The organism is Pseudomonas sp. MF6751, from assembly GCF_016613265.1.
Taxonomy (GTDB): Bacteria; Pseudomonadota; Gammaproteobacteria; order Pseudomonadales; family Pseudomonadaceae; genus Aquipseudomonas; species Aquipseudomonas fluorescens_BV.
In genome coordinates this window covers 68,525-88,418 of record NZ_JAENSV010000009.1, presented here as the reverse complement: position 1 = coordinate 88,418, position 19,894 = coordinate 68,525, and the positions used below count along the sequence as shown (strand labels likewise).

The 19,894-nt window shown below is 61.5% G+C and carries 12 protein-coding genes and 1 pseudogene; 7 read left to right on the top strand and 6 right to left on the bottom strand.

What is annotated here, in order from left to right; translation table 11 throughout:
* The first annotated feature begins 101 nt into the window (after positions 1–101).
* Entirely contained in the window at positions 102–2,795 is a 2,694-nt protein-coding gene (locus JJD66_RS10640) for a putative bifunctional diguanylate cyclase/phosphodiesterase (RefSeq protein WP_200648115.1), read from the top strand.
* Between the two features lie 72 nt (positions 2,796–2,867).
* Positions 2,868–3,515 carry a peptide-methionine (S)-S-oxide reductase MsrA gene (msrA, locus tag JJD66_RS10635; RefSeq protein ID WP_014716620.1) on the top strand — a complete coding sequence of 216 codons (648 nt, stop codon included), beginning with the start codon at positions 2,868–2,870 and terminating at the stop codon, positions 3,513–3,515.
* A 133-nt stretch (positions 3,516–3,648) separates the two neighbouring features.
* Here msrA and JJD66_RS10630 read toward each other — a convergent pair whose 3' ends face one another.
* The 4 genes from JJD66_RS10630 to putP form a co-directional block, all read right to left on the bottom strand.
* Positions 3,649–4,485 (bottom strand): 23S rRNA (adenine(2030)-N(6))-methyltransferase RlmJ, encoded by an 837-nt coding sequence (locus JJD66_RS10630; RefSeq protein ID WP_032893901.1) that lies wholly within the window; start codon positions 4,483–4,485, stop codon positions 3,649–3,651.
* A 97-nt stretch (positions 4,486–4,582) separates the two neighbouring features.
* A complete protein-coding gene (locus JJD66_RS10625; RefSeq protein ID WP_200648114.1) occupies positions 4,583–5,308 on the bottom strand; it encodes a DUF4123 domain-containing protein in 726 nt (241 codons plus the stop codon).
* Entirely contained in the window at positions 5,308–7,329 is a 2,022-nt protein-coding gene (locus JJD66_RS10620) for a type VI secretion system Vgr family protein (RefSeq protein WP_200648113.1), read from the bottom strand. The genes JJD66_RS10625 and JJD66_RS10620 overlap by 1 nt, the downstream gene beginning before the upstream one ends.
* A gap of 217 nt (positions 7,330–7,546) precedes the next feature.
* Positions 7,547–9,031 carry a sodium/proline symporter PutP gene (gene putP, locus JJD66_RS10615; RefSeq protein WP_105225518.1) on the bottom strand — a complete coding sequence of 495 codons (1,485 nt, stop codon included), beginning with the start codon at positions 9,029–9,031 and terminating at the stop codon, positions 7,547–7,549.
* A gap of 462 nt (positions 9,032–9,493) precedes the next feature.
* On the opposite strand from putP, the gene putA reads away from it, so the two are divergent.
* Together putA and JJD66_RS10605 are read left to right on the top strand one after the other, a co-directional pair.
* Positions 9,494–13,447 carry a trifunctional transcriptional regulator/proline dehydrogenase/L-glutamate gamma-semialdehyde dehydrogenase gene (putA, locus tag JJD66_RS10610; RefSeq protein ID WP_200648112.1) on the top strand — a complete coding sequence of 1,318 codons (3,954 nt, stop codon included), beginning with the start codon at positions 9,494–9,496 and terminating at the stop codon, positions 13,445–13,447.
* A gap of 226 nt (positions 13,448–13,673) precedes the next feature.
* On the top strand, positions 13,674–15,476 hold the full coding sequence (locus JJD66_RS10605; RefSeq protein ID WP_200648111.1) for an acyl-CoA dehydrogenase: 1,803 nt from the start codon (positions 13,674–13,676) through the stop codon (positions 15,474–15,476).
* On the opposite strand, the gene JJD66_RS10600 is transcribed toward JJD66_RS10605, so the two are convergent.
* On the bottom strand, positions 15,473–15,766 hold the full coding sequence (locus JJD66_RS10600; RefSeq protein WP_003187971.1) for a cell division protein ZapA: 294 nt from the start codon (positions 15,764–15,766) through the stop codon (positions 15,473–15,475). The two genes, JJD66_RS10605 and JJD66_RS10600, sit on opposite strands and share 4 nt — an antisense overlap.
* On the bottom strand, positions 15,763–15,993 hold the full coding sequence (locus JJD66_RS10595; protein ID WP_003187970.1) for a hypothetical protein: 231 nt from the start codon (positions 15,991–15,993) through the stop codon (positions 15,763–15,765). The genes JJD66_RS10600 and JJD66_RS10595 overlap by 4 nt, the downstream gene beginning before the upstream one ends.
* Before the next feature lie 277 nt (positions 15,994–16,270).
* Between JJD66_RS10595 and JJD66_RS28475 the strand changes: the two are divergent.
* From JJD66_RS28475 to JJD66_RS10585, 3 genes and pseudogenes are all read left to right on the top strand, one after another.
* Positions 16,271–16,993, top strand: a pseudogene (locus JJD66_RS28475) (MCP four helix bundle domain-containing protein); the annotation flags it as partial.
* Between the two features lie 30 nt (positions 16,994–17,023).
* On the top strand, positions 17,024–17,896 hold the full coding sequence (locus tag JJD66_RS28470; protein ID WP_370694794.1) for a methyl-accepting chemotaxis protein: 873 nt from the start codon (positions 17,024–17,026) through the stop codon (positions 17,894–17,896).
* Positions 17,897–18,138: 242 nt separating this feature from the next.
* Positions 18,139–19,881, top strand: coding sequence for a potassium/proton antiporter (locus JJD66_RS10585; protein WP_044270843.1), 1,743 nt, complete (start codon positions 18,139–18,141; stop codon positions 19,879–19,881).
* Positions 19,882–19,894 lie beyond the last annotated feature (13 nt).

The following is a 19,894-nucleotide window of genomic DNA, read 5'->3' as shown; positions in this document are numbered from 1 at the left end:
CTCTCTTGTCACTGCGTCCTGCATGATGCAACCTTGCCGCAGTCGACAGTCAAGAGGGCGTGAGCCCAGCGCAGTGCGCATTTTCCCAAGCGAGTTTCCCCATGAAAAGCCAACCCGATGTCGCCCGTATGGCGGCCGAGGTAGTGACGCAATTACCGGTGCCTTCGCGCCTCGGTATGCTGCGTTTCGAGCGGCTTAATGAGGCAAGCTGGGCCCTGCTCTACCTCGATCCCAATTGCGAACGCCAGTTCGGCCTGCCGGCGGTTGAACTCTGCGCCTTGATCGGCACGCCCTACGCCAGCCTGATGGAACCCCAGGCGCGCTACCAGTTGCACGATGCGATTCAGCAACAACTGGCCCACAGCCCCCATTATCTGGTGCGCTACACCCTGCACACCCATGACGGACCGCTGAGCGTGCTGGAGATGGGCGAGGCCTACAAACAACATAACCGCCACCTGGTGCGCGGCTACCTGATGGTGGTCGAGGGGCTGTTCAGCGAGACCAGCGCGCCCGCCCCCACCGTCGACTTGGAAAACCAGAACAGCCGCCTGCAAATCGCCCTGGAGCTCAACCAGCGAGCGCAGCAGGAACAGTTGCAACACCTGGAGCGAGTGCGCGCCCAGCAGGAATTGATCCTGCTGCTGGCGCGCCAACGCTATACCACGCCCAACTCCCTGCAAGAAGCCGCTGAGCTGATCACGCGCAGCGCCTGCGACATTTACCAGATCGACTGCGCCAGCATCTGGAACCTCGAAGGCCATCATCTGGTACCGATCTCCGCCTATCACCGCGCCGATCAACAACACCATCTGCCTGAAGCCATTGATGCCAGCGGCTTCCCGGATTATCTGGAGGCCCTGCACTCCAGCCGCGCCATCGACGCCACCCACGCCCTGCGCGACCCACGCACCCGGGAAATGGCCGAAAGCCTGCGCGCCAAGGACATCCACGCGATGCTCGACGCCAGCATCCGTGTCGACGGCCAGGTCGTCGGCGTGCTGTGCCTGGAGCAAGGTGGCAGCCCGCGCGCCTGGCAGTCCGATGAAATCGCATTCGCCGGCGAGCTGGCAGACCAGTTCGCCCAGGTCATCAACAACCACAACCGCCGCACTGCCACGAGCGCCCTGCACCTGTTCCAGCGCGCCGTAGAGCAAAGCGCCAACGCGTTTTTGCTGGTCAATTGCGACGGCGTGGTGGAGTACGTCAACCCCAGCTTCACCGCGATTACCCAATACAGCGCCGAAGAAGTCCACGGCCATCGCCTGGCCCAACTGCCAGCTCTGGAGAACCTCAGCGAATTGCTGTTCGACGCGCCTTCGGCCTTGGCCAAAAGCAACAGCTGGCAAGGCGAGTTCAAGAGCCGCCGCAAAAACCTGGAACCCTACTGGGGCCAGCTGTCGATTTCCAAGGTGTATGGCGACAACCGCGAGCTGACCCACTACATCGGCATCTACGAAGACATCACCCAGACCAAGCTGGCGCAGCAGCGCATCGAACGCCTGGCCTACACCGACAACCTGACCAACCTGGGCAATCGCCCCGCGTTCATTCGCAACCTCGACGAGCGCTTTGCCCGCGACAGCGACAGCCCGATCAGCCTGCTGTTGGTGGACATCGACAACTTCAAGCGCATCAACGACAGCCTCGGCCACCAGACTGGCGACAAGTTGCTGATCAGCCTGGCGCGCCGCCTGCGCAACAGCTTGAGCAGCGGCGGCAGCCTGGCACGCTTTGCCAGTAACGAATTCGCGGTGCTGTTGGACGATGCCGACCTTGAGACCGGCCAGCAGGTGGCCAGCCAGTTACTGACCACCCTCGACAAGCCGATGTTCGTCGACAACCAGTTGATCAGCGTCACCGGTTCCGTGGGCCTGGCCTGCGCGCCGCTGCATGGCCGCGACCCACAGACCCTGATGCGCAACGCCGGCCTGGCCCTGCACAAGGCCAAAGCCAACGGTAAGCACCAGGTGCAAGTGTTTACCGAAGCGCTGAATGCCGAGGCCAGCTACAAGCTATTCGTGGAAAACAACCTGCGCCGTGCCCTGACCCAGAACGAGCTGGACGTGTTCTACCAGCCCAAGCTATGCCTGCGCAGCGGCCGCCTGCTGGGCATGGAAGCGCTGTTGCGCTGGAACCACCCGGAAAAAGGCATGATCCGTCCCGACCAGTTCATCAGCGTGGCTGAAGAAACTGGGCTGATTATCCCCATCGGCAAATGGATCGCGCGCCAGGCCTGCCGCATGAGCCGGCAATTGACGGCCGCAGGCCTGGGCAACTTGCAGGTGGCCATCAACCTGTCGCCCAAGCAATTCTCCGATCCGGACCTGGTGGCCTCGATTGCCACCATCCTCAAGGAGGAACAGCTGCCGGCCAACCTGCTGGAGCTGGAGCTGACCGAAGGTTTGCTGCTGGAAGCCACTGAAGATACGCGCCTGCAACTGGACCAGCTCAAGAGCTTCGGCCTGACCCTGGCGATGGACGACTTCGGTACCGGTTACTCGTCGCTGAGCTACTTGAAAAAATTCCCCATCGACATCATTAAGATTGATCGCAGCTTTATCCATGAAATCCCGGACAACCAGGACGACATGGAAATCACCTCGGCGGTGATCGCCATGGCCCACAACCTCAAACTCAAGGTCGTGGCCGAAGGCATCGAAACCGCTGAGCAGTTGGCGTTCCTGCGCCGGCACCGTTGCGACGTGGGCCAGGGCTACCTGTTCGACCGCCCGATCCCGGGTGCCGAGCTGATGCAGAGGCTTAAACGCTACCCACGCGGGCCAATCGCCTGACAGCGCTGTAACACTCGGGCACACTGGCTGTCTGACAATTTACTGTTACTCAACCTGACGAGAGGACTGATCATGGTCTTGCGCTCGGAAATTCTGGTGAACAAAAACGTGCTGCCTACTCAAGAACAAGCGTTGCCTGGTCGTGAAACCCCGATGAAGTTGCCCGAAACGCACTTCGTCAACGGCAACCCACTGCTGGGCCCGTTCCTGGATGATGTCGGCTTTGCGATCTTCGGCCTGGGCTGCTTCTGGGGCGCAGAACGCAAGTTCTGGCAGCGCGACGGCGTGGTCAGCACCGTGGTTGGCTACGCCGGCGGCTTTACGCCCAACCCGACTTATGAAGAAGTCTGCTCGGGCCTGACCGGCCATAGCGAAGTGGTGCTGGTGGTGTATGACCAGGCCAAGGTGAAATACGAAGACCTGCTGAAAATGTTCTGGGAACTGCACAACCCGACCCAGGGCATGCGCCAGGGCAACGACATCGGCAGCCAGTACCGTTCGGTGATCTACGCCACCACACCTGAGCAACTGGCGGCAGCCAAGGCCAGTGCTGAGGCGTATCAGCAAGAGCTGAGCAAGGCCGGCCTGGGTGAGATCACCACGGAAATCGAAGAGGCCCCGACGGTGTACTTCGCCGAGGCGTATCACCAGCAGTACCTGGCGAAGAATCCCCAGGGTTACTGCGGGATCGGCGGCACAGGCGTGACCTGCCCGATCTAGGGTCAACATAAACCAAATGTGGGAGGGGGCTTGCCCCCGATAGCGGAGTGTCAGTTACGGATGTAGTGGCTGATACTCAGCAATCGGGGGCAAGCCCCCTCCCACATTGGGTTGTGTTTGGCTGGAAAGGCGGTTACTCGGCGATCAACCAATCCATCTGCCAGCCACCCTGGGTCTGGCCCAGTTGCTTGGACAACCACGGCAGCAACTCACGCAATTCCTCTTCCAGGCCCCACGGCGGGTTGGCAATCGCCAGGCCCGAGCCGGTGAGGGTATTGGGCGTATCCAGCGGATGCACCAGCAACTCCACACGCAGCAGCTTCGGCGCACCGGTACCGGCCAGGTCCTGATAGAAACGGCGCAACATGCGCTGGTCTTTCACCGGGTACCAGATCGCCGCGACCGTCTGGCGCATACGGCTGACGGCCTCCTTGAGGGATGCCGCACAACGCTGCATTTCGTCGAGTTTTTCAAACGGTGGGTCGATCAGCATCAGCGCGCGCTTTTCCGGCACTGGCAGCAAGGCCCGTGGCACGTGCCAGCCTTCGCCCAGGTGCACTTTGACGCGGCGATCACCCTTCATGTTGTCCTTGAGCAGCACGCCATCTTCAGGGTGCTTCTCATTGAGCAGCACACGGTCCTGGGGCCGCGTGAGGCGGCGCGCCAGTTCCGGCGAGCCGGGGTAGTAGCGCAACTGGCCGTCCGGGTTCATCTCGTGCAACACGCGCATATAGTCGGCGGTAAGCGGCGGCAGGTCGCTTGCGCCCCACAGGCGGGCGATGCCTTCCAGGTACTCACCGGTGCGGTTGGCCTGGTCGCCCTGCAAGTCGTACAAGCCAATGCCTGCGTGAGTGTCGAGGTAGGCGAACGGCTGTTCCTTGCGCGACATCAGGGCGATGAGGCGGGTCAAGGTCAAGTGCTTGAAGACATCGGCATGGTTGCCGGCGTGAAAGGCGTGACGATAATTCATGATTGCTCCTGCGCAGGGGGCGAAGTTTACCTTCTACCGGTGCAAAGGTGCAGGGCCGCATGGCGGGCGGCACGGACGTCACGCTATCGCCAGGGGCTCAACTGAGCTGCGAGGCAAGGTAATCAGCCAATGCCCCATGGCTGATTTGCGGCCTGCGTGCGAAATAGATGATCTTGTGCTGCAAGATCGCTGGCGTAAACGCGGTATAGAGGTCAGGGCGCTGCTCCTGGAGCCATTGCAGCAGATTGTCGACCAGCACCTTTGGTGAATGTTGCGCCATATGCTTGAGCAACGATGCCGGTACCTGCCACCAGGGGCTGGCCGGGGCCGCAGTGACGGGTTTGGCCGCCACCGACAGCGGCTGGCCGTTGATCAAGTAGCGCTGGAACACTGGCAATACGCGCCCGGCCTCGTCGCCTAATAGCTGCAACATCGGCAAAAGGTGCACGCCGTCCCAGAAACGCAAAAACACCGGTTGGCTTTCCGGCAGGTACACCTGGGTCAACCCCATCAAATGCGCGATCACCACCTCCAGGGGGCTGGATGAGACCGCCAGCCAGCCCCAATCCGACGCTTGGGTGGTGGCTATCCAATCGAGAAAAGCACTGCTCGGCTCAACGATGCCAACGTAGGGCATGACCTCATCCCAGTCAGCGTAGGCCGTGCCCGCCCAGATCGGATGCGGCATCTTTGCAGCGGCCGTGGCTTGCCAGGCGGCGAGCGGCTTGGCGTCGCTGGCATTGCCCAGCACGGCGTACAGCTGTTCATCAGGCTGCAACGGGTAGTGCGCCAGCCAGGCATTGGGCGTCAAGAGCGCGGGCATCAGGACGCACTCCGCGTATGGGCGGCGATGTCGCACTGGCCGTTCTTGCAGCGCTCGCATTCTTCGCAGAACGGCGCGCTGCGTTTCAGGCTGACCACTTGTGCACGGCTTAACGGCGCGGGAATCGCTGTCAATACAGCCTCTTTCAACCCGGGCATTAACGGCGCCGGCGTCGGGGCAGGCGCGCTGCCGAGCTGGATCGGCACGCTGCTGAATATCCCGCCCGCTGACAACGTGATCGACTGCCCGCCCGCCTGGATCGTCACGCTGGCACCCGCATCAATGATGATGCTTTGCCCGGCCCCCAGCGCAATGATTTGCCCGGCACGCATGTGCTGCGAACCGCCAACCACTAGATGGTCATCCTGCTCGAGCTGCGTCAAACGGTTGCCGTGGGTGATGCGCTGCTCTTCGCCCCGCAACTCATGGCGCGACTCGCCGCCCACCTGCACGCGACGCTGGTTATCGACCTGTACCTGCTGGTCGTGCAACACATGTTGGGTCCAGTCCCGCTGGGCGCGCAGGTAGATTTCCTCGGCCCCCTTGCGGTCCTCGATACGCAGTTCGTTGTAGCCACCACCGCCAGGGCTGCTCTGGCTACGCCAGAGACTACGGGTCTTGTCCGCGGGCAGGTCGAGGGGCACTGGCGTGGCGGCGTTGGGCAGGCACCCCACCACCAGCGGCATGTCCATGTCGCCATTGACGAACCCCACCAGCACCTCCATACCGACCCGGGGGATCAGCACCACGCCATAACGGTCATGGGCCCAGCCGCTGGCTACCCGCAGCCAGCAACTGGAATGGTCGTTGTGCTCACCGACACGATCCCAGGCCAGTTGCACCTTGACCCGGCCGTACTCGTCACAGTGGACCTCACTGTCAACCGGGCCGGTAACCACCGCGCTTTGATACCCCGATACCGTCGGGCGCGGCTGCTCCGGCAAAGGCGGACGAAACACCGCATCCCATGGCGCGGCGACAAATGTGTTGCGATACCCCTGGCGCAGTTCCCCACCCTCCTCCTCGGTAACCGCCTCCTCCAGCACCTGCGGTTGTTTGCCTTCATGGCGCACCTGCGTCACTAACCACAAGTCATTCCAGTCCTCGCGGGGGTGCTCGCGCAACTGTAAAAACCGACCACTGGCCAACGCCAGCTCATCGCCCTGGCCATGGGCACTGCGATAGTCGCTGCGGTGCCGCTCCAAGCCACGCTGGGCGAGGTATCGGCCATGGGCTCGGTCGGAAAAGTTGCCGGGGTAGCGCTGTGCTTCAAGCTTGGGCAATGACTCATCGACGGCTGCGCTTTCCAGCTCGACATGGGGTTTGCGAAAGTCGTAATCGCGAAGATTCAACGCCGTGGTGCAGGTCGCCAATTGCAAGGTGAAGCGCTTGATCGCAGGGCTAGCGGCGACCATTCCCGAACCAGGCCGGTACGGCGTGGGCTGATCTGCCTGGGCAAATACGGTCTGGTCATCGCCAAACACCAGCAGGTGCCCTTCGGAGGAATGCTGGAAGTGATAGTGAATACCCAGCTCGGCACACAGGCGCTGGATGAACGCCAGGTCGCTCTCGCCGAACTGCACGCAATATTCACGCTCAGGGTAATCACCGCTCAACCGGAACTCGAAGCGGTCACTGTGAATCCCCTGCCCGGCCAGCACTTGGGCAACAATCTGCGGCACCGTCTTATGCTGGAAAATACGCTGGTGACTGCTGTGCGCCAGGTACGCCAGATGCGGCGCAAGGCTGAGCTGGTAGCGCGTCAGGCGCCGGCCCGAGTCGCCCTGGGCAACCCGATACACCAGGCCGTGAACGCCATGCCCCTGATCGTCGAAGCCCAAGTACACCTGGCGATGCAGCAAGCCCTCGAGGTCGATATCCGGCTGCTCGCTGACCAGCTCAAGTTCAAAACGATAGGGCTGGCTGATGGCCTCGGTGCCGTCGAACGCGAACACCTCGAAATCACTCGGCGCCCCATCCAGGGCCAGGGTAAATGCAGGTTGGTTGGCAGGAGCGAACATCCGGTGTTTCTCTGCGAAGGGTGGGCGGCCGATTCTGCACCAGCCGTTCGCCTGGCCGAGCGCTGCCTCGGCAAATAAGTAAGGTCCTACGTGAGCACCGCTGGAACCCACAGGCATCGACGGTAATTTCACCAATCAGCCCACACAAAAAAAGGCCCAGCGTCCTTCGGACGTGGGCCTTTCTTGTTCGCTCAGCAGGCGTTAAACGCCCAGCGAATTACTTGTTCAAGTTGTAATCTTTTTCCGCAGCATCAAAACGCTCGACCATACCCACCGTCGGTGCGCCCATCTTGCTCACGAAGTAGATCGCCAGGCTGGCGAAGATGAAGCCTGGGATGATTTCGTACAGGCCCAGCAATTCGAAGTGCTTCCACACGATCACGGTGATCGCGCCGACCAGGATGCCGGCCAGTGCGCCGTTGCGGGTCATGTGTTTCCAGATGACCGAGATCAGTACCACAGGGCCGAAGGCTGCACCGAAACCGGCCCAGGCGTAGCTAACCAGGCCCAGTACGCGGTTTTCCGGGTTGGCGGCCATGGCGATGGCGATCAAGGCCACGACCAGCACCATCAGCCGCCCGACCCATACCAATTCAAGCTGGGAAGCGCCTTTGCGCAGGAACGCCTTGTAGAAGTCTTCGGTCAGGGCGCTGGAGCACACCAGCAGTTGGCAGCTCAGGGTGCTCATCACAGCCGCCAGAATGGCCGACAGCAACACACCAGCAACCCAGGGGTTGAACAGGATTTTGGCCAGTTCGATAAACACACGCTCTGGGTTTTCAGTCACCGGGCCTGCCACTTCCGGGTGCGCCGAGAAGTAAGCGATACCGAAGAAGCCCACCGCCACGGTGCCGCCCAAGCACAGGATCATCCAGGTCATGGAGATGCGACGCGCCTTGGCGATCGACTTAACCGAGTCCGCCGCCATGAAACGCGCGAGGATGTGCGGCTGGCCGAAGTAGCCCAGGCCCCAGCCCATCAACGAGATAACGCCGATGAAGGTGGTGTTTTTCAGCATGTCGAAGCTGGTCGGGTCCTTGGCTTCAATGGCCAGGAAGGTGGTGTCTACGCCGCCGGTGGCCAGCAGCACGATGATCGGCGTGAGGATCAGCGCGAAGATCATCAACGTGGCTTGCACGGTGTCGGTCCAGCTGACTGCCAGGAAACCACCGATGAAGGTGTAGGCAATAGTCGCCGCAGCACCGGCCCACAGCGCGGTCTCGTAGGACATGCCGAAGGTGCTTTCGAACAGGCGGGCGCCGGCGACGATGCCGGAGGCGCAGTAGATGGTGAAGAACACCAGGATCACCACGGCGGAGATGATCCGCAGCAGGCCGCTTTTATCTTCAAAGCGGCTGGAGAAGTAATCCGGCAGGGTCAGGGCGTCGCCGTTGTGTTCGGTCTGCACGCGCAGGCGGCCGGCCACGAACAACCAGTTGAGGTAAGCACCGACGATCAGGCCGATGGCAATCCAGCTTTCCGACAGACCAGACATGTAGATCGCGCCCGGCAAGCCCATCAACAGCCAGCCGCTCATGTCGGAAGCACCGGCGGACAAGGCTGTCACCACGCTACCGAGGCTGCGGCCGCCCAGGATGTAATCGGAAAGGTTGTTGGTGGAGCGATAGGCCATCAGGCCGATCAGCACCATTGCTGCGATGTAGATCACGAACGTGATCAGGGTTGGATTACTAACGCTCATAGGAGTGACGCCCTGGCTTTGTTTTTATGTAGCGACGGTCATGGGGGACGGCCACCCGTGGATAACCGGATAGACGAACCTGCATGCCGCGCATTTATGACTGGCGTTTCCCCAGGAAAGCCGCCAGCCGATGAACCCACCCTGAGGGTTGGTTGCACCTTGGTGCGCGAATGCTATTCAACAAAGCAAATAAGGTGCAACCAGTTTCTGCCGATTAAGTTGCACCCAAGTATGTTTTAGGACAAACGCGCTTTTTTTGCTCCTTTTCGGAGCAAGAACAGCCGATCTCAGAAGCAAATGCACCAGCGCGGAGCGGATTCGGTCGTGTGTTTATTTTTTTCCGATCAAGCGTCGAACATTTAACCAACAAAAGGGTTGCACCCGGTTGCACCTCAGGATGGGCAAAGCTAATCTTGCCGCCAGCAGATGCCACTCGGTAGTGGCACCCATGAGGATAAAAAAATGGCAACGACCACCCTTGGGGTCAAACTCGACGACCCGACCCGCGAACGCCTGAAGGCCGCCGCGACCTCCATTGATCGCACGCCGCACTGGCTGATCAAGCAGGCGATTTTCAATTACCTGGAGAAACTCGAGGGTGGTGCAACCCTGTCCGAGCTCAATGGCTTGAGCAGCAAGGAGGCCGATGACGCCGGCGAGGTCCAGGCCGACCACTCCCACCAGTGCTTCCTTGAGTTCGCCGAGAGCATCCTGCCGCAATCGGTATTGCGTGCCGCAATCACCGCCGCTTACCGCCGCCCCGAGCCGGAAGTGGTACCGATGCTGATCGAACAGGCGCGCCTGCCGGCCCCGATGGCCGAAGCCACCAACAAGCTGGCCGCGAGCATTGCCGAAAAACTGCGCAATCAGAAGAGTGCCGGCGGCCGTGCCGGTATTGTTCAGGGCCTGCTGCAAGAATTCTCCCTGTCGTCCCAGGAAGGCGTGGCGCTGATGTGCCTGGCCGAAGCGCTGCTGCGTATCCCGGACAAAGGCACCCGCGATGCGCTGATCCGCGACAAGATCAGCACCGGCAACTGGCAGCCCCACCTGGGCAACAGCCCATCGCTGTTCGTCAACGCCGCTACCTGGGGCCTGCTGCTGACTGGCAAGCTGGTGTCGACCCACAACGAAGCAGGCCTGACCTCGTCCCTGAGCCGCATCATCGGCAAGAGCGGCGAGCCGATGATCCGCAAGGGCGTCGACATGGCCATGCGCCTGATGGGCGAGCAGTTCGTCACCGGCGAAACCATCGCCGAAGCCTTGGCCAATGCGAGCAAATTCGAAGCCAAGGGCTTCCGCTATTCCTACGACATGCTCGGTGAAGCCGCACTCACCGAACATGACGCCCAGAAGTACCTGGCCTCGTACGAACAAGCCATTCATTCCATCGGCAAAGCCTCCCATGGCCGTGGGATCTATGAAGGCCCGGGCATCTCCATCAAACTCTCCGCCCTGCACCCGCGCTACAGCCGTGCGCAGTACGAGCGTGTGATGGATGAGCTGTACCCGCGCCTGCTGTCGCTGACTTTGCTGGCCAAGCAGTACGACATCGGCCTGAACATCGACGCCGAAGAAGCCGACCGCCTGGAGCTGTCCCTGGACCTGCTCGAGCGCCTGTGCTTCGAGCCGCAATTGACTGGCTGGAACGGCATCGGCTTTGTGATCCAGGCGTACCAGAAGCGTTGCCCGTATGTGATCGACTACGTCATCGACCTGGCCCGCCGCAGCCGCCATCGCCTGATGATCCGCCTGGTAAAAGGCGCGTACTGGGACAGCGAAATCAAGCGCGCCCAGGTCGAAGGCCTGGAAGGCTACCCGGTCTACACCCGCAAGGTATACACCGACGTTTCCTACATTGCCTGCGCACGCAAATTGCTGTCGGTGCCGGAAGTCATCTACCCGCAGTTCGCCACGCACAACGCCCACACCCTGTCGGCTATCTACCACATCGCCGGTCAGAACTATTACCCCGGCCAGTACGAGTTCCAGTGCCTGCACGGCATGGGTGAACCGCTGTACGAACAGGTTGTAGGCAAGGTTTCCGAAGGCAAGCTGAACCGTCCGTGCCGTGTATACGCGCCGGTTGGTACCCACGAAACACTGCTGGCCTATCTGGTACGCCGCCTGCTGGAAAACGGCGCCAACACCTCGTTCGTCAACCGTATCGCTGACCAGTCCATCTCGATCCAGGAATTGGTAGCCGACCCGGTGGCCAGTATCGAGCAAATGGCAACCCAGGAAGGCGGTTTCGGCCTGCCGCACCCGCGCATCCCTTTGCCGCGTGACCTGTACGGCAGCGACCGCGCCAACTCGGCCGGTATCGACCTGGCCAACGAACATCGTCTGGCCTCGCTGTCCTGCGCCCTGCTCGCCACTGCTCACAACAACTGGAAAGCCGCACCGATGCTCGGTTGCGCCGCCAGCAATGAAGCGGCACAACCGGTGCTGAACCCTTCCGACCTGCGTGATGTGGTCGGCCAGGTACAGGAGGCCACCGTCGAAGACGTCGACAACGCCATCCAGTGCGCCATCGGCGCCGCGCCGATCTGGCAGGCCACCCCGCCCGCCGAACGCGCTGCCATCCTGGAACGCGCCGCCGACCTGATGGAAGGCGAGATCCAGCCGCTGATGGGCCTGCTGGCCCGTGAAGCCGGCAAGACCTTCGCCAACGCCATCGCGGAAGTGCGTGAAGCCGTGGACTTCCTGCGCTACTACGCAGTGCAGGCGCGCAACGACTTTACCAATGACGCCCACCGCCCATTGGGCCCAGTGGTGTGCATCAGCCCGTGGAACTTCCCGCTGGCGATCTTCAGCGGTCAAGTCGCTGCGGCATTGGCTGCCGGTAACCCGGTGCTGGCCAAGCCTGCCGAGCAGACGCCGCTGGTGGCTGCCCAGGCCGTACGTATCCTGCTTGAAGCCGGTATTCCGGAAGGTGTGCTGCAATTGCTGCCAGGCCAGGGCGAAAGCGTCGGTGCCCGCCTGGTGGGTGATGATCGCGTCAAAGGCGTGATGTTCACCGGTTCCACCGAAGTGGCGCGCCTGCTGCAACGCAATGTCGCCGGTCGCCTGGATGCCCAGGGTCGCCCGATTCCGCTGATCGCCGAAACCGGTGGCCAGAACGCGATGATCGTCGATTCCTCGGCGCTGACCGAACAAGTGGTGATCGACGTCGTATCGTCGGCCTTCGACAGCGCCGGTCAACGTTGTTCGGCCCTGCGCGTACTGTGCCTGCAGGAAGATTCGGCAGACCGTGTGGTCGAAATGCTCAAGGGCGCCATGGCTGAATGCCGCCTGGGTAACCCGGAACGCCTGTCGGTCGACATCGGCCCGGTAATCGACGCCGAAGCCAAGGCCGGTATCGAGAAACACATCCAGGCCATGCGCGACAAAGGCCGCAACGTTTACCAGGTGGCGATTGCCGACGGTGAAGAGATCAAGCGCGGCACCTTCGTGATGCCGACCCTGATCGAGCTGGAAAGCTTCGACGAGCTGCAACGCGAGATCTTCGGCCCGGTACTGCACGTAGTGCGCTACAAGCGCAAAGAGATCGACCAGCTCATCGGCCAGATCAACGCTTCCGGCTACGGCCTGACCCTGGGCGTGCACACCCGCATCGACGAGACCATCGCCAAGGTGATCGACAACGTCAATGCCGGTAACGTCTACGTCAACCGCAACATTGTTGGCGCCGTGGTCGGCGTGCAGCCGTTCGGCGGTGAGGGCCTGTCCGGCACTGGCCCCAAAGCCGGTGGCCCGCTGTACCTGTATCGCTTGCTGTCGACTCGTCCTACCGATGCGATCGAGCAATCCTTCGTGCGGGGCGACAAGTTGGCGGCGCCGGACGTGCGCCTGCGCGATGCCATGAGCCAATCGCTGACCACCCTGAAAACCTGGGCCGATGGCAATAAGTTCAGCGAACTGAGCGCGTTGTGCACGCAGTTCGCCGCCCAATCGCAGAGCGGTATCACCCGCCAACTGGCCGGCCCGACCGGCGAGCGCAACAGCTACGCCATCCTGCCGCGCGAGCACGTGCTGTGCCTGGCCGAAGTGGAAGGCGACCTGCTGACCCAACTGGCGGCGGTATTGGCCGTCGGCGGTTCGGCGGTATGGCCGGAAACCGAGCTGACCAAGGCCTTGTTCCCGCGCCTGCCTAAAGAGATTCAGGCGAAGATCAAGCGCGTGGCCGACTGGACCAAGGACGACGTGGTGTTTGACGCCGTGCTGCATCACGGTGATTCCGACCAACTGCGTGCGGTGTGCCAGCAAGTGGCGCAGCGCGGTGGGGCAATTGTCGGGGTGCATGGCATGTCGCAAGGCGAAACGGCGATTGCGCTGGAGCGTCTGGTGATCGAGCGTGCTTTGAGCGTTAACACTGCTGCAGCGGGTGGTAACGCCAGCCTGATGACCATTGGCTAACTGATACAACGCGGCAAAAGTGTGGGAGCTGGCTTGCCTGCGATAGCGGTGAGCCAGTGACATAGATGTCGACTGACACGGCCTCATCGCAGGCAAGCCAGCTCCCACACTGATCGCGCTCCACCTCGCGCCAGCGTTCTGCCCTTCTATCACTTAAATCAATCTTGCTATCCACTCTCCATTCGCGCACTTAGACTCAGGCCAATTCCTTCAAAGGTACGCCGCCATGTCCGAGACGCTGCTCAGTTCCCGCAATCTGGCTTTCGAGCTGTACGAAGTCCTCGATGCCGAGGGCCTGACCCAGCGCGAGCGGTTTGCCGAACACAACCGCGAAACCTTCGATGCCGCGATCAGCACGGCGCGTAACATCGCAGAAAAGTACTTCGCCCCTCACAACCGCAAGAACGACGAAAACGAACCGCGCTATGAAAACGGCCAGGCGATCCTGATTCCGGAGGTCAAACCCGCCGTGGACGCCTTCCTTGAAGCCGGCTTCCTCAACGCAGCACGTAGCTTTGAAGCAGGCGGCATGCAACTGCCGACCCTGTTGTCCCAAGCTTGTTTCGCGCACTTCCAATCGGCCAACGCCGCCTCGACGTCCTACCCGTTCCTGACCATGGGCGCCGCCAACCTCATTGAGAGCTTCGGCACCGAGGAGCAGAAACAACGCTTCCTGCAGCCAATGATCGACGGGCGCTTCTTCGGCACCATGGCCCTGACCGAGCCCCATGCCGGTTCCTCCCTGTCGGACATTCGGACCCGTGCAGAACCAGCGGCTGACGGCAGTTATCGGCTCAAGGGCAACAAGATCTTTATCTCCGGTGGCGACCATTCGCTGTCGGAAAACATCGTGCACATGGTGCTGGCCAAATTGCCGGACGCTCCCGCAGGCGTGAAGGGCATTTCGCTGTTTATCGTGCCCAAGTTCCTGGTCAACGATGACGGCAGCCTGGGCGCTCGCAACGATGTGCTGCTGGCGGGGCTGTTCCACAAGATGGGCTGGCGCGGCACCACGTCCACGGCGCTTAACTTCGGCGATAACGGCAACTGTGTCGGCTACCTGGTGGGCAAGCCGCACCAGGGGCTGAGCTGCATGTTCCAGATGATGAACGAGGCACGCATCGGCGTGGGCATGGGCGCGGTGATGCTCGGTTACGCCGGCTACCTTTACTCCCTGGACTACGCCCGCGAACGGCCCCAGGGGCGCCTGCCTGATAGCAAAGACCCGAGCACCGCACCGGTGGCGATCATCCAGCATGCCGACATCAAGCGCATGCTGCTGACCCAGAAAGCCTATGTGGAAGGCGCCTTTGATCTCGGCCTGTACGCGGCGCGGCTATTCGACGACACCACCACCCTGGCAACCGACACTGAGCGCAAACAAGCCCACGAACTGCTGGACCTGCTTACGCCGATCGTCAAATCCTGGCCGTCGGAGTTCTGCCTCAAGGCCAACGAGCTGGCGATCCAGATTCTTGGCGGCCACGGCTACACCCGCGAATACCCGGTGGAGCAGTACTACCGCGACAACCGTCTGAACCCCATCCATGAAGGCACCCACGGCATCCAGTCCCTAGACCTGCTCGGGCGCAAATTGGCGCAGAACGGCGGCGCCGGCTTAAAGCAATTGACCCGCCTGATCGCCGAAACCGGAGCCCGGGCGCAAAAGCACCCTTCACTCACGGCACTGCGAGAGCCTCTGGAGCAACTGGTAAACCGGCTGCAAAGCGTCACGATTGGCCTGCTGACCGATCTCGCCCAAGGCAAGGTCAACAGCAGCCTTGCGAACTCGGCGCTGTACTTGAAAGTGTTCGGGCATACGGTGATTGGCTGGCGCTGGCTGGAACAGGCGATCCGCGCCGAAGAAGGGCTGGCCAAGGGGGAAGCGGCTGACGCGGCCTTTTATAAGGGCAAGCTCCAGGCCGCCCGGTACTTCCTGACCTGGGAAGTACCAAGCTGCCATCATGAACTGGCGATTCTGGAGGCACGCGACGATACGTGCCTGGGCATGCAAGACGAGTGGTTCTAAGGCTGACCGATCACCTTGGAAATCACATCGACCGTGGCGCTGACTTGCTCTTGGTAACGGTCGAGTTCCTGCTGGTGAGCCTGTTGCATTTCAATCTGCTCGGCGCACAGGTTCAGCGCGGCCAGTACCAATAGTTTGTCACCGATCAGGGTCGGGTACTTTTTCTTGGTAACCGCCAGGGAGGCCTTGAGCATGGTCACGGCATGCATCAGGGTCTGATCTTCGCCGGCCGGTGCCTTGATCGAGTAATCCTCTCCGAGAATCGAAACGACCTTTATGCCCTCACTCATGCGCTGACGGGCCCTGCACTTACACGCTCAACCAGCGCCTGGATGCGGGCGGCGGTGGCGCCGTGCTTTTCTTCCTGTTCCATCAGGTTCAGTTGCAGGCTGTCGTTTTCGTCCTTGGCGCGGGCCAACTCGGCCTTGAGGGATTCGTTGCTGCCCAGCAATTCTTGATTCTGCTGTACGAGGTCGCTGACCAGTTGTTCCAATTGGCTGAGGGATGCTTCTAACATTTTGATTTCTCGGGCTTTTAAAAAGGGCGGTGACGATAAAGAAAATTCACCTCGGATGCCAGGGTTATCCCTGGCCGCGCAGCCCGATGATGCAAGGCCGGGCCGCACTTTCGAGCCTTAGTGACTGCATTTACCCGATCTGGTTCCTGAACTCACCCAACACTTGGTCCGATGCGACAAAAGCGCGCGCCCCTTTAAGACTTTAGTCGCATGGCCGATAAGGCGGGCACACCTCGTCTCATGGCCGCATGGATAGCGCCTCCCCCAGGACTCCAGCATGTCTCTTCGTAATATGAATATCGCCCCGAGGGCCTTCCTCGGCTTCGCATTTATTGGCGCCTTGATGTTGTTGCTCGGTGTGTTCGCCCTGAACCAGATGAGCAAAATTCGTGCAGCCACCGAAGACATTACCTCAGCCAGCGTGCCCAGCATTCGCGCCGTGGATGAACTCACTCAACTGACCCTGCGCCTGCGCGTGCTGTCGTACCGCTTGCTGACCAACCGCGAGCCGGATGTACAGCAAAAGACCCTGGAAGCCTTTGAACTGCGCAATCAGCAGATTCGCACAGCCCAGGACATCTACGAAAAACTGATCACCAGCACCGAAGAGCGCAACGCTTATAACGAGTACGTCCGCTTGCTGGGCCAGTACCGCCAGATTGAAGAGCGCATGAAGAGCCTGTCTCGCGCCAATCAGGTCAACGAGCTGCGCAGCCTGCTCAACACCGAGTTGCTGGACAACTCCGAGCAGGTCAATGCGGTCTTGACCCGCTTGCTGGATATCAATAACGACGACGCCAACGCCACCAACCAGCGCGCCAAAGACCAATACGACATGGCCTTTGACCTGGTGGTAGGCCTGCTGGTGATTGCCACGGCGCTGACCTTGCTGTTTGCCTGGTTGCTGACCCGCAGCATCACCCTGCCCATCGCCCAGGCGCTAGAAGCCGCCGAAGAAGTGGCCGAAGGCAACCTGACGCGCCCGATCACCGTGGACGGCAACGACGAAGCCGGGCGCCTGCTCGCGGCCATGGCCAAGATGCAACACAAACTGCGCGACACACTGCAACGGATCGCTGGCTCCGCCACCCAGCTTGCGTCTGCCGCTGAAGAGCTGAATGCGGTCACCGACGAAAGCGCCCGTGGCCTGACCCAGCAGAACAACGAAATCGAACAGGCCGCCACTGCCGTCAACGAGATGACCAGTGCGGTGGAAGAAGTCGCACGCAACGCGGTGAGCACCTCCGAAGCCTCGCGCAACGCCACCACCTCTGCCGGTGACGGCCGTGACCTGGTGCAGGAAACTGTCAGCGCCATCGAACGCATGAGTACCGACGTGCAGGCCACCGCGTCCCTGATTGGCGACCTGGCCAATGAATCGAGGGATATCGGCAAAGTACTGGACGTGATCCGTGGCCTGGCTGACCAGACCAACCTGCTGGCTCTGAACGCCGCGATCGAAGCAGCTCGAGCCGGGGAAGCCGGGCGTGGTTTCGCCGTGGTGGCGGATGAAGTGCGGGCGCTGGCCCATCGCACCCAGCAGTCCACCAGCGAAATCGAGCGCATGATCGGCAGCATCCAGACAGGCACTGAACACGCGGTAGATTCGATGCGCAACAGCACCGAGCGCGCCGAATCGACACTCAACATCGCCCGAGGCGCGGGCCTGTCGCTGGACACCATCAACACGGCGATTGTGGAGATCAACGAGCGCAACCTGGTGATCGCCAGTGCGGCGGAAGAACAGGCCCAGGTGGCGCGGGAAGTGGACCGCAACCTGGTGAATATCCGTGACCTGTCGGTGCAATCGGCCACCGGCGCCAGCCAGACCAGTGCGGCGAGCGGTGAGTTGTCGCGCTTGGCGGTGGATCTGAATGGGATGGTCGGAAGGTTCCGCCTCTGAAATAAGCCTTTGCTCACACCGCATACCTTGTGGAAGCTGGCTTGCCTGCGATAGCAATCTGTCAGCTAACGCCCATGGCGCCTGGCACACCGCAATCGCAGGCAAGCCAACTCCCACATTTGAGCGATGTGCAGCCACAAAAGCTTTTTGACAGCGCAGCAATTCAACAGGTTAGAATCCCTGGCACGCAGACTGCATGGTCAGTTTGCGCCCTGTCTTCCCCCTGCCCTGGAGTACTGCCTTTGAATGCGACGACCATCAACAGCCTGTTCTTGATCGGCGCGTTGCTGGTGACTGCGAGCATTCTGGTGAGTTCGCTTTCGTCACGCCTGGGTATCCCTATCCTGGTGATTATCCTGGCCGTGGGCATGACCGCCGGGGTCGATGGCGGTGGCATCATTTTCGATAACTACCCGACCGCCTATCTGGTGGGCAACCTCGCCCTCGCCGTGATCCTGCTCGACGGCGGTTTGCGCACCCGGGTGGCGAGTTTCCGCGTGGCGCTGTGGCCGGCCTTGTCCCTGGCCACGGTGGGGGTATTGATTACCACCGGCCTCACGGGCATGGCGGCGGCCTGGCTGTTCGACCTCAACATCATCCAAGGCTTGCTGATCGGCGCCATTGTTGGCTCAACGGATGCCGCAGCGGTGTTCTCGCTGCTGGGTGGCAAGGGCCTCAACGAACGGGTCAGCGCCAGCCTGGAAATCGAATCCGGCAGCAACGACCCGATGGCGGTGTTCCTCACCGTCACCCTGATCGACATGCTCGCCAGCGGCCAGACCGGCCTGCACTGGAGCTTGCTCACGCACCTGATCCGCGAATTCGGCATCGGTGGCCTGGTAGGCCTGGGCGGCGGCTGGCTGATGCTGCAACTGGTCAACCGCATCAACCTGGCCAACGGCCTGTACCCGATCCTGGTGATCGCCGGCGGCCTGTTCGTTTTCGCCCTGACCAACGCCCTGCACGGCAGCGGCTTCCTAGCCGTGTACCTGTGCGGGCTGGTGATCGGCAACCGCCCGGTGCGCAGCCGCCATGGCATTTTGCATATGCTTGACGGCATGGCCTGGCTGGCGCAGATCGGGATGTTTTTGGTGCTGGGCCTGCTGGTCACGCCTCACGATTTGCTGCCCATCGCCGTGCCCGCCCTGGGCCTGGCGCTGTGGATGATCCTGTTTGCCCGGCCGCTGTCGGTGATGGTTGGCCTGCTGCCATTCAAGGCGTTCCACGGGCGCGAAAAGGCCTTTATCGCCTGGGTCGGCCTGCGCGGCGCGGTACCGATCATCCTCGCGGTGTTTCCGCTGATGGCCGGCCTGCCCCATGCGCAGCTGTACTTCAACCTGGCATTCTTTATCGTGCTGGTCTCGCTGTTGGTGCAGGGCACCAGCCTGCCGTGGGTGGCCAAGTTGCTCAAAGTCACCGTACCGCCAGACCCGGCGCCGATCTCCCGCGCGGCCCTGGAAGTGCACGTTACCAGCGAGTGGGAGTTGTTCGTCTACCGCCTGGGCGCAGAAAAATGGTGCATTGGCGCGGCCCTGCGCGAGCTGAAAATGCCCGAAGGCACGCGCATCGCCGCGCTGTTTCGCGGCCAGCAACTGCTCCATCCGTCGGGTAGTACGGTGCTGGAAGTCGGCGATCTGCTCTGTGTGATCGGCCACGAACACAACCTGCCGGCCCTGGGCAAACTGTTCAGCCAGGCACCGCAACGGGGCCTCGATTTGCGCTTCTTCGGCGACTTCGTACTGGAAGGCGACGCCCAGCTGGGCGCGGTTTCCGCCTTGTACGGGCTCAAACTTGAAGGTATCGACCCGGACATGCCATTGAGCCGCTTCATTACCCAGAAGGTTGGCGGTGCACCGGTAGTCGGCGACCAGGTGGAATGGAACAACACCATCTGGACCGTCGCCGTCATGGACGGGAACAAGATTGGCAAAGTCGGCGTCAGATTCCCCGAAGGAAGTCGCCCGGGCCCCGGACTCTTCCTCTAAACTGCGGGCAACG

Excerpts from the sequence above, each read along its gene's own strand:
- JJD66_RS10640 (WP_200648115.1), top strand. The coding sequence starts at position 102 with ATGAAAAGCCAACCCGATGTCGCCCGTATGGCGGCCGAGGTAGTGACG.
- msrA (WP_014716620.1), top strand. The coding sequence starts at position 2,868 with ATGGTCTTGCGCTCGGAAATTCTGGTGAACAAAAACGTGCTGCCTACT.
- JJD66_RS10630 (WP_032893901.1), bottom strand. The coding sequence starts at position 4,485 with ATGAATTATCGTCACGCCTTTCACGCCGGCAACCATGCCGATGTCTTC.
- JJD66_RS10625 (WP_200648114.1), bottom strand. The coding sequence starts at position 5,308 with ATGCCCGCGCTCTTGACGCCCAATGCCTGGCTGGCGCACTACCCGTTG.
- JJD66_RS10620 (WP_200648113.1), bottom strand. The coding sequence starts at position 7,329 with ATGTTCGCTCCTGCCAACCAACCTGCATTTACCCTGGCCCTGGATGGG.
- putP (WP_105225518.1), bottom strand. The coding sequence starts at position 9,031 with ATGAGCGTTAGTAATCCAACCCTGATCACGTTCGTGATCTACATCGCA.
- putA (WP_200648112.1), top strand. The coding sequence starts at position 9,494 with ATGGCAACGACCACCCTTGGGGTCAAACTCGACGACCCGACCCGCGAA.
- JJD66_RS10605 (WP_200648111.1), top strand. The coding sequence starts at position 13,674 with ATGTCCGAGACGCTGCTCAGTTCCCGCAATCTGGCTTTCGAGCTGTAC.
- JJD66_RS10600 (WP_003187971.1), bottom strand. The coding sequence starts at position 15,766 with ATGAGTGAGGGCATAAAGGTCGTTTCGATTCTCGGAGAGGATTACTCG.
- JJD66_RS10595 (WP_003187970.1), bottom strand. The coding sequence starts at position 15,993 with ATGTTAGAAGCATCCCTCAGCCAATTGGAACAACTGGTCAGCGACCTC.
- JJD66_RS28470 (WP_370694794.1), top strand. The coding sequence starts at position 17,024 with ATGGCCAAGATGCAACACAAACTGCGCGACACACTGCAACGGATCGCT.